The 9,101-nt window shown below is 49.4% G+C and carries 7 protein-coding genes and 1 pseudogene; all 8 read right to left on the bottom strand.

The genetic code is table 11. The features are described 5' to 3' along the window. The coding region (argS, locus tag AC1HCM_RS00105) for an arginine--tRNA ligase (RefSeq protein WP_479459739.1) at positions 1 to 1,106 on the bottom strand (1,106 nt) is incomplete at its 3' end. A 17-nt stretch (positions 1,107 to 1,123) separates the two neighbouring features. Continuing rightward, a complete protein-coding gene (gene fliN, locus AC1HCM_RS00100) occupies positions 1,124 to 1,600 on the bottom strand; it encodes a flagellar motor switch protein FliN (RefSeq protein WP_479459738.1) in 477 nt (158 codons plus the stop codon). A 21-nt stretch (positions 1,601 to 1,621) separates the two neighbouring features. After that, the gene (gene ispG / locus AC1HCM_RS00095) at positions 1,622 to 2,677 is read right to left on the bottom strand and encodes a flavodoxin-dependent (E)-4-hydroxy-3-methylbut-2-enyl-diphosphate synthase (protein WP_479459737.1); all 1,056 of its coding nucleotides are present in this window, start codon (positions 2,675 to 2,677) and stop codon (positions 1,622 to 1,624) included. A gap of 15 nt (positions 2,678 to 2,692) precedes the next feature. Continuing rightward, entirely contained in the window at positions 2,693 to 6,550 is a 3,858-nt protein-coding gene (locus AC1HCM_RS00090) for a cache domain-containing protein (protein ID WP_479459736.1), read from the bottom strand. Continuing rightward, positions 6,526 to 7,419 (bottom strand): diguanylate cyclase, encoded by an 894-nt coding sequence (locus AC1HCM_RS00085; RefSeq protein WP_479459735.1) that lies wholly within the window; start codon positions 7,417 to 7,419, stop codon positions 6,526 to 6,528. The genes AC1HCM_RS00090 and AC1HCM_RS00085 overlap by 25 nt, the downstream gene beginning before the upstream one ends. Positions 7,420 to 7,509: 90 nt before the next feature. After that, the gene (locus tag AC1HCM_RS00080) at positions 7,510 to 7,809 is read right to left on the bottom strand and encodes a GYD domain-containing protein (protein ID WP_479459734.1); all 300 of its coding nucleotides are present in this window, start codon (positions 7,807 to 7,809) and stop codon (positions 7,510 to 7,512) included. Between the two features lie 25 nt (positions 7,810 to 7,834). After that, complete coding sequence (locus tag AC1HCM_RS00075; protein ID WP_479459733.1) at positions 7,835 to 8,749, bottom strand: sulfite exporter TauE/SafE family protein; 915 nt, start codon at positions 8,747 to 8,749, stop codon at positions 7,835 to 7,837. A 10-nt stretch (positions 8,750 to 8,759) separates the two neighbouring features. After that, a pseudogene (locus AC1HCM_RS00070) lies at positions 8,760 to 9,101 on the bottom strand (hypothetical protein); the annotation flags it as partial.

Here is a 9,101-nt window from a genome sequence, read left to right as displayed (position 1 = left end):
TTCACCCTCGGTATGTACCCGTGATGGTCCGCTCCCCACAGGTCTATCACCTTTTCAAAGCCCCTCTGAAACTTCTCCCAGTGGTAGGCTATGTCTGAGGCAAAGTAGGTGTAAGAGCCGTCCGACTTTATGAGAACGCGGTCCTTGTCGTCTCCGAACTCTGAGGTCTTCAGCCAAAGGGCTCCTTCGCTCTCATAAACGAGCCCCTTTCTCCTGAGCTCCTCAATGAGCTTATCAACCAGCCCCCTTTCGTAAAGGCTCCTCTCGCTCTGCCACACATCAAACTCTATCCCCATGTCGGATAGGTCCTTCCTTATCTCCTCCATCATCGCATCAAGTCCGAAGGCAGAGCAGAGCTCAACCTCCGAATCCCCCTTCAGCTTTGAGAGGTAGTTGAGAGGAAAACTGTAGCCGTGGGAAAGTATCCTCTCCTTAGCCTCCCTTACCCTTCCCTCTGTGAGGAGCTCACCCACAGCCTCCCTGAGGAGCTTGGCAAGCTCTACAACGTACTCCCCCTTGTAGCCCTCCTTTTCAAAGAGCTTCTCTATATCTGGTTTCTCTTTCCCGAAGAGCTGAAGGTATCTGTAAAAGATGGACACACCGAGCAGATATACCTGCCTGCCAGCATCGTTTATGTAGTACTCCCGGGTAACATCAAAGCCGAAGAACTCAAGGAGCCTTGCAAGTGTATCTCCAACAACCGCACCCCTTCCATGCCCTAAATGGAGCGGACCCGTTGGATTTGCACTCACGAACTCTATCTGCACCCTCTTACCCCTGCCAAGGTCTTCCCTGTAGTAGTTCTCTCCCTCCGAGAGAAGCCTTCCAAACTCCTCCCTTATGAGCTCCTCCGAGAACTTCACGTTCACAAAGCCGCCTACCGCCTCCACCTCCCCAAGTCCTGCGCTGGAGGACATATGCTTTGCAAGCTCCATCGCTACATCCTGGGGCTTCCTGCCGAGCTTCTTTGCTATAAGGAAGGCAACGTTGGTGGAAAGGTCTCCGTGCTTCTCTTCCCTTGGCTTCTCTACCTTGAAGGGAGGGGGTTCAAAGCTGTAAAGCTCCTTTATGCTCTCTATTACTGATCTTTCTACCCTTTCCTTCATAAGAATTAAGATTATAACTACTTCTTCAGGCTCTCCTGAAGGGTGTCTCTGAACACACTCTTCCTTTCCTCGCTGTATATCTCCGTTATCCTGACGCCGAACCTCTCCCCAACTACAACGAGCTCGCCCTTGGCAATGAGCTTGCCGTTCACCTTTATGTCAACTGGTTCGGTTGTTTCCCTGTCCAGCTCAAGAACAGAGCCCGGACCTAAGTTTATGAGCTCCCTTATCTGTATGACGGTCTCTCCCACGACCACCTCAACCTTGAGAGGTATCTCCATGAGCCTGTCAAGGATCTTCGCTATGTCTCTTTCCGTTATCTTCTTCTGGGAAGTCTGTTCTTGAGGCTTCTCCTCTACCTTTGCCTCTTCAGGCTCCTCGGTTTTCTCCTCCTCCCCTGAGGGCTGTTGCTGGGCTAAAGCCTCCTCCCACTGCTTTGCAAGCTCCTCCTGAGATAGCTCTTGCTGGTCTTCCTTTTTCTCCTCTTCCGCCATAGGGAATAATTTATAACCTTTTCAGTCCATTTTCTCTATCTCTTTTAAGAGCTCCTGAGCCATCTCCTCCTCGGAGACCTTCTTTATAGGCTTTCCCTCCTTGAAGAGCCAGGCAAAGCCCCTACCACAGGCGAGCCCTATGTCCGCCTCCCTCGCCTCTCCTATGGCGTTTACCACACAGCCCATTATCGCCACCTTAAGGGACCTATCTACCCCCTTTAACTTCTCCTCAACCTCCCTGACTACCTTCTGGAGGTCAACCTCAATCCTTCCGCAGGTGGGGCAGGCAACTATATCAACACCCTTCCTCCTGAGTCCGAGGGACTTCAGTATCTCGTAGGCAGTTTCTACCTCAACTACGGGGTCCTCTGTAAGGGATACCCTGACGGTATCGCCTATGCCCATGTAAAGGAGAATACCTATCCCTACGGAGGACTTTATAATCCCCTTGTTCCCCATGCCTGCCTCTGTTATCCCTATGTGGATGGGAACATCGCTCTGATGGGCGAAGATGAGGTTTGCCTTCACGTTCTCAAGGACTTCAGAACCCTTTATTGAGACCTTGTAGTTCGTAAAGCCCCACCTCTCAAACTTCTCCGACCACCTGAGGGCGCTTTCGGCAAGGGCTTCCGCACTCGGATAGCCGTACTTCTCAAGGAGGTCTTTCTCAAGGGAGCCGGAGTTCACGCCTATGCGAACAGCCACGTTCTTGATCTTCGCCTCCTGGACTATATCCCTTACTACCTCCTCCTTTCCTATGTTGCCAGGGTTTATCCTTATCCCGTGAACACCCTTCTCCATGGAGAGGAAGGCGTAAGAGGGGGCGAAGTGGATGTCCGCTATTATGGGAATGGGGCTTTTGGAAACTATCTCCTCAAGAACCTCAACGTCCTCCTTGTGGGGAACCGCAACCCTCACTATCTCACAGCCAGCTCTGTGGAGTCTCTCTATCTGAGATAGGGTTGATTCTACATCGTGGGTCTTGGTTGATGTCATAGACTGGACAACAACGGGGGCATCACCCCCGACCTTAACCCAGCCTACACTTATCTGGCGTGTCTTTCTACGCTCAATCATAGAGGATAAGATATCTCACTCCGAGCTATTTGGGAAGCCCTTATCTATGATCTGGAGTATACCTCTGTAGTCTCTCTTCTCAATCAGCCTTTCAACCTCAGCAATTAGCTTCTCCTCCTCCCCAGATAACCTGTATTTTCTTAGCTCTTCCAGCACCTGCTTTATCTGTCTCGCCCTTCTCCTGCGGGCGGCCTCTGCAAGCCTTCCAAAGAGCTCCTCTCTCTTCTCCTCGCTCAGTTCTTCCTTAGAGCTTTCCTCTTCCTGCGGATTGCCTGTCAGCTTCCGTATGTCTGAAATTACCTTTGAGAGCTGAGTGTAGAACTCCTCAAAGAGGTCCCTGTCAAGGGTAAGTTCTATATCCTTGGCTATTTCGCTCAGGCGCATGGCTCCTATGTTGGCGCTGAGACCCTTTATCGTGTGGGCTGTTCTTTTCAGCTCCTCCTCCCCGAGGTCTTCAAGCTTTACATCTTTGTAGTTCTCGTAGAACTTCCTCAGGATCTTCAGGTAGAGCTTCTTGTTTCCTGCCATACGGGAGAGCCCGAGCTTCACATCAATGTGTTCCATGGCCGGAAGGCTATCACTCTCTTCTTGCTCGGGGGCTTCTTTGGGGCTTTCCTTCGGGCGGATGTATTTAAGAAGGACTCTGTAAAGTTCATCTACATCAATGGGCTTGGTCAGGTGATCGTTCATACCCGCCTCTTTCGTCTTTTGAACGTCCTCTCTCATGGCGTGGGCGGTCAGGGCTACTATAGGTATGTCCTTGTCTTTCTCCCTTATCAGCCTCGTCGCCTCGTAGCCATCCATGACGGGCATCTGCACGTCCATTAGGATAAGCTCGTATTTGTTTGGGTTTGAGTTGAACTTCTCAACCGCCTCCTTGCCGTTCATGGCGGTATCTATCTCTATAACGCTACCCTCTAAGAGTCCGATTATTATCTCCTGATTGGTCTGGTTGTCCTCAACGAGGAGTATGCGGCTACCCCTCAAAACCGATATGTCAGTTTTTGGTCTTTCTTCGCGCTTTTGGGGTGTCCTTACCTTTCCTCCGAGGAACACATCCCTGAGTATGGAGTCAAGGATCTTCAGGTCAAGGGGCTTTTGGAGGAATACATCTATTCCGACCTCCTTCGCCCTTTCCTCCACATCGGATCTCCTGAAACTGCTGACCATGATTATCATGGGACAGGCATTTCTTCGCCCGTTCTTTATCTCATTTATACGTTTTGCCGTCTCTATGCCGTCCATTCCCGGCATGTTCCAGTCCATCAGGACGAGGTCGTATTCTCCTTCACAATCTTTCAGCATCTCTATGGCTTCCTCTCCGCCGTAGGCGTGTTCAATCTCAACCCCAAAGACCCGCAGGTTGCTCTCAAGTATCTCATGCCAGAGCTTGTTGTCATCCACGATGAGGATCCTCTTGCCTTCATAGTTACCAAAGCTGGTCTCTTCCTCAGCCTCGGGGAGCTCTATCTCAAAGAAGAACTTGCTACCCTTTCCGGGTTCGCTCTCAACCCATATCCTTCCGTTCATTAGCTCTACGAGCCTCTTTGATATGGCGAGTCCAAGACCTGTGCCTCCGTACTTCCTCGTGGTGCTTCCGTCAGCCTGAGTGAAAGCCTGAAAGAGTTTCTTCTGTTCTTCCTTGCTCATGCCTATGCCGGTGTCCCTAACGCAGAACCTCACCCTTCCTTCCCCAGCTCTCTTCACAGAGAGCTCTATCTCACCTTCCTCCGTGAACTTTACCGCATTGCCCATGAGGTTCGTAAGTATCTGGGATATTCTGAGGCTGTCTCCGTAAAAGTACCTCGGCAAGGAAGGGTCGTAATCCACTATCAGCTCAAGGTTCTTCTCGTGGGCTTTGAACTCTATTATGTTTATGACGTTGTCTATGGCCCCAAAGAGGTCAAACTTTACCCTTTCAATCTCCATCTTGCCCGCTTCAATCTTGCTTATATCAAGTATGTCGTTGATTATCCCGAGGAGATTCTTGGCGCTCATGTCGATCTTTGTGAGGTAGTCCCTCTGCTTTGGAGACAGCTCTGTCTGGAGCAGAAGGTAGGTCATCCCTATTATGGCGTTCATTGGAGTCCTTATCTCGTGGCTCATGTTTGCCAGAAACTGGGATTTGAACCTCGCACTTTCCTCAGCCTTTTCTTTAGCCTCTTCAAGCTCCTTGGTTTTCTCCTTTACCTTCTGGTCCAAGTTCTTTATGTGGTCTTCAATGGTATCTACCATGAGGTTAAAGTTCTCGGAAAGGACCCCTATCTCGTCGTTTCGCCTTATATCGCTCCTTATGCTGTAGTCCCCTTCGGCAACCTTCTGGGTCAGCTTCGTCAGAGTGGAGATGGGGTTAAGGACCCTCCTTATGGTTATGTAGCTGTAGGAGCCAAGGGCAAGGAGCATACCGAAGGCTGTCAACCATATGAAGTTCCTTATTTCCATGGCGGTGGCTTTGAGCTCGTCAACGTAGATTGATGAAGCGATGTACCAGTCAAGATCGGGTATGTACTTTACCCATGATACCTTGTCGTATATATAATTCCCCGGGTCGTCAGGTCTGTCCCACTTGTAAAAGAGGGGTTTGCCTTCCCTTGCAGCTTTGACGAGGTCATTGAATATGTAGGTGCCCTTGCCCGGATTTTCAAGTGTTGAGAAGTTCGTCCCGTCTATGTTCTTGTTGGGATGTATAAGCATGTTTCCCTTTCCATCAAAGATATACAGGTACCCGCTCTTTCCTATCCTCGTGTTCTCTACCAGGCTTCTTAGCTCCAGCATAAGCTCCTTCTTTCTTCTCTCCACCTCCCTTGCAACGTCGTCAAGGTAAACTCCCGTCCCGACCACCATCTTCCAGTTTGGGAAGTCTTTAACGAAGGTGAGCTTCGGATAGGGTGTATCGTCGTTGGTATTCTTCTTCCACCAGTAAGTGTAAAACCCCTCTCCCTTGTGGCGTGCGATTCTAACAAGGTTGGGAACTATGAGATTTCCCTTTACGTCTTTGACCTTTGAAAAGTCCTTTCCCTTGAGGTAGGGGTGAGCTATGAGACCGCTGTTGTAGTCGCTTATGAAGAAGTAGTTGTTTCCTGCGTACCTTATCTTGCTGACCATATCTATCACTTCTTTTTTGAGCCTTTCGTTCAGGACGCTGTAGTACTCGCCCGTCCCTATTATCCAGTTGAAGGGTTTGAAGGTGAAAACGTAGCTTATCTTGTCCTCTACCTTCTTGGTTTTAGGGTTGAGCCACTGATAACGGACTATCCCCTCTCCCTTCTCTTTGCATATCTTTACCATCTCGTTGAAGAGATAGACCCCGTTGGGGTCCTTGTAGTTTCCGAGATACTTACCGTCCAAAGAGGGAATTATGGGGTGCATGACCATCCTTGGCTCAAAATCGTTTATCCAGAAGTAACCCACACCGTTCCCGTAGCGGTAGTTTTTAACGAACTCTATCATCCTTCTCTTTATCTCTTCCTCAGGTAGCTTCTCTTTATACTTGTTATACATTTCCGTCAGTATCTTCTTCATCTCATCGGTTCTTTCCTTTAGCACCGCCCCTATGTTTTCAGGATAAGACTGCTTGTACTTTATCTCTATCATTGACCAGACGGTATCGGTTAGATCTTTTAGCTCGTCTTTATGCTTCTGAATGATTATCTTTTTGTAGGTTTCCAGATCCTTGTTTACTCTCTCTACGAGGGTTACAGCCCTGCTCAGAACCTCTTTGGCGTTGTCTTCCTCTAACTCTTCAACGATGCTATCTACCTTTGAAGTTATGAACAGCGAAAGGAAAACTGTGTAAAGAAGAATTATGCTCACTACTATAAGGAGCACCTTGAAGAGTAGGGGAAATCTCAGAGCTCTCTTACCACTACGCAATTTCTGCCCCTTTCCTTTGCCTCATAAAGGGCTTCATCCGCCCTCTTGATTGCGGGCTCAACGCTCTCTTCCCTTTCAATGTCTATTCCTGAGACGCCAACGCTCACCGTCATATTCAGACTCTTGCCTTCAGGTAGCTCTACGGGAGACTCCTCTACATCCTTTCTTATCTTTTCCGCGACCGTCATCGCTCCTTCCACCGATGTATTGGGGAGAAGGACTACGAACTCTTCTCCTCCCCATCTGCAATTTATATCGCTCTTTCTCTGATTCTTCTTTAATATCTTCGCAAGCTCTATGAGAGCCCTGTCCCCTGCATCGTGTCCGTAGGTGTCGTTTATGGCCTTGAACCTGTCTATGTCAAGTATAAGAAGTGACAGTGGCTGACCTTCCCTGCGGGCTGTAAGTATGAAGTGTCTTGATATGTCCATAAAGTACCTTCGGTTGTAGAGCTTTGTCAGTGGGTCGGTCGTTGCCATGAGCCTTAGCTCCCTCTGGAGTTCCTGAAGCCTGAACTCCCTTCTGACCTTAGCCAAGAGCTCTTTCTGTTTGAAGGGCTTGGTTATGTAATCGCTCCCACCCAGCTCATAAGCCTTCTCTATGCTCTCCTCATCCGTTATGGCTGTTATAAAGATTATTGGGATGTCCTTTGTTTGAGGGTTTTCTTTTATCCTCCTGCAAACCTCAAAGCCGTCCATTTCCGGCATCATAACGTCAAGGAGTATAAGGTCCACCTTCTCCTCTTTGAGAATATCTAAGGCTTCCTGACCGCTCGTTGCCTCTATTACGTCGTATTCACTCAGAAGGTCCGCGAGTATATCAAGGTTTTCAACGGTGTCATCAACTATCAGGATAGTTTTGCCGTCCACCTTAGCTCCTGCGCATGGAATTTACATAATTAACGATAACATCTTAGCCTACCTTGCGCAAGAGCAAACGGGGAAACAGAAGCTCAGCTCTTATTTGGTGAGCTCTTCAAGGTCCTTTATAAGCTGGTCAATGTCTAAGGCGGGCATGGTGAGTGTCCTTATCGTTCCCCTTGAGCTGAGCTCTATAGCCATCTTTACAACGGTGTCGTTGTCCGGTGCCTCAAGGATATTTACGAAGTCGTAGGGTCCCATAACCGCATACTGGGCAAGTATCTTGACGCCGAACTTGTCCATAACCTCCCTGTCAACTTCCCTTATCCTTGCAGGCTTGTTCTTGAGTGTCTTCGCTCCCTCATCGGTCAGTGTTGTCAGCATCACAAATACTGGCATGACCTTCACCTCCTTAGCTTCTATTTTATACCACCCTTATGCCAAAGAGCTTCTTTACGATACCTCCGAAGGTGTACCCGAGACCAATGTAGAGGAGCAGCACCCCCAGCACAAGGCGCAGCTTTTTCTCCCTCAGGTACCTTGATAGATGGGGTCCTAAGAGGGAGCCTATGAATACCCCGAGGACCTCTATGCCGAGCAGTGCAGGGTCTATCTTTGCTCCCAGATTCAGGTAGTTGCCCACGCTCACTAGCATGGTTATCAGGATTGATAGGGCGCTCGTGCCGGGTACGAGGAACATAGGTATCCCCATAGCTGATACCATGAAGGGAACGAGCAGGAAACCTCCTCCAACACCGAGGGCTGAGGAGACTACAGCGACGGCGAAGCCTGCAAGCACGGGCGTGAGCGGATTGAAGCTGTAAATCCTGCCTCCAAACTCAAGCTTTATCCCTTTAAGGGAGAACTCCCTTGTTCTGAGGTCTGAACCCGTCATGCCCTTTATGCTCTCCTCTATCTCCTTCACCCTTTCCCTCTTCTTCCTGTGGAATAGGTCGTAGAATATTTTCAGGGCTACCATCAGTGTGAAGATGCCAAAGAGGGGCTTGTAGCTCTTTATGTCCGGCAGGAACCTGTAAGAGAGGGTTGAGCCTATGAAAGCCCCCGCGATGCTCCCCACACCCAAGAGGAAGCCCAGAAGCAGGATAACCCGTCTCTGCCTCCAGTAGGAGGGAACGGAGACGAGGGTTGAGGTCAGAATGAGTATCTGATTCATGAGCTTCACGCTGTTGGCGTAGGGTATGCCGAAGATGGATATGTGCCCAACGCCCGCAAGTATTCCTCCCGCAGCCCCAACCGTTGAGAAGACGAGACCCGCAAAAAGGCTCCAGAGAAAGGCTAAGAAGGGATTTATCTCTATACTGAAGGCTTCTGATACCACACCTTAGATTTTACCTCCTTAGCCTCTCTTCTATCATCCCAATGAGGGGTGGAAGCCAGCAGAGGTTTGCCGCTATAGTCTCAAGAGCTACAAAGAGGTTCGTTGTGGGGGAAAAGCCCAGAAGCCTTGCTGTCAGGAGTCCCAAGGGAACAATTAGTATTACTATAAGGCTCGTAAGCATTACGGGACTCTTTATGTACCGAAGGAAGGCTCTCTTTAGACTCTGTTCGTGCCTGTAGATGTATATAAAACCCGAGACATTTGCTCCCATCTGGTCGCTCATCGCATAGAAGTAAGGTATGTAGAAGCCCTGCCAGCCGTAAACATCCACACCGGCGAGCCTGCTGAGTAG

The organism is Hydrogenivirga sp. (assembly GCF_056450045.1).
Note: the sequence above shows the minus strand (reverse complement) of the source record. Positions and strands in the feature narration are given on the sequence as shown.

Excerpts from the sequence above, each read along its gene's own strand:
- AC1HCM_RS00080 (WP_479459734.1), bottom strand. The coding sequence starts at position 7,809 with ATGCCAGTATTTGTGATGCTGACAACACTGACCGATGAGGGAGCGAAG.
- ispG (WP_479459737.1), bottom strand. The coding sequence starts at position 2,677 with ATGATTGAGCGTAGAAAGACACGCCAGATAAGTGTAGGCTGGGTTAAG.
- fliN (WP_479459738.1), bottom strand. The coding sequence starts at position 1,600 with ATGGCGGAAGAGGAGAAAAAGGAAGACCAGCAAGAGCTATCTCAGGAG.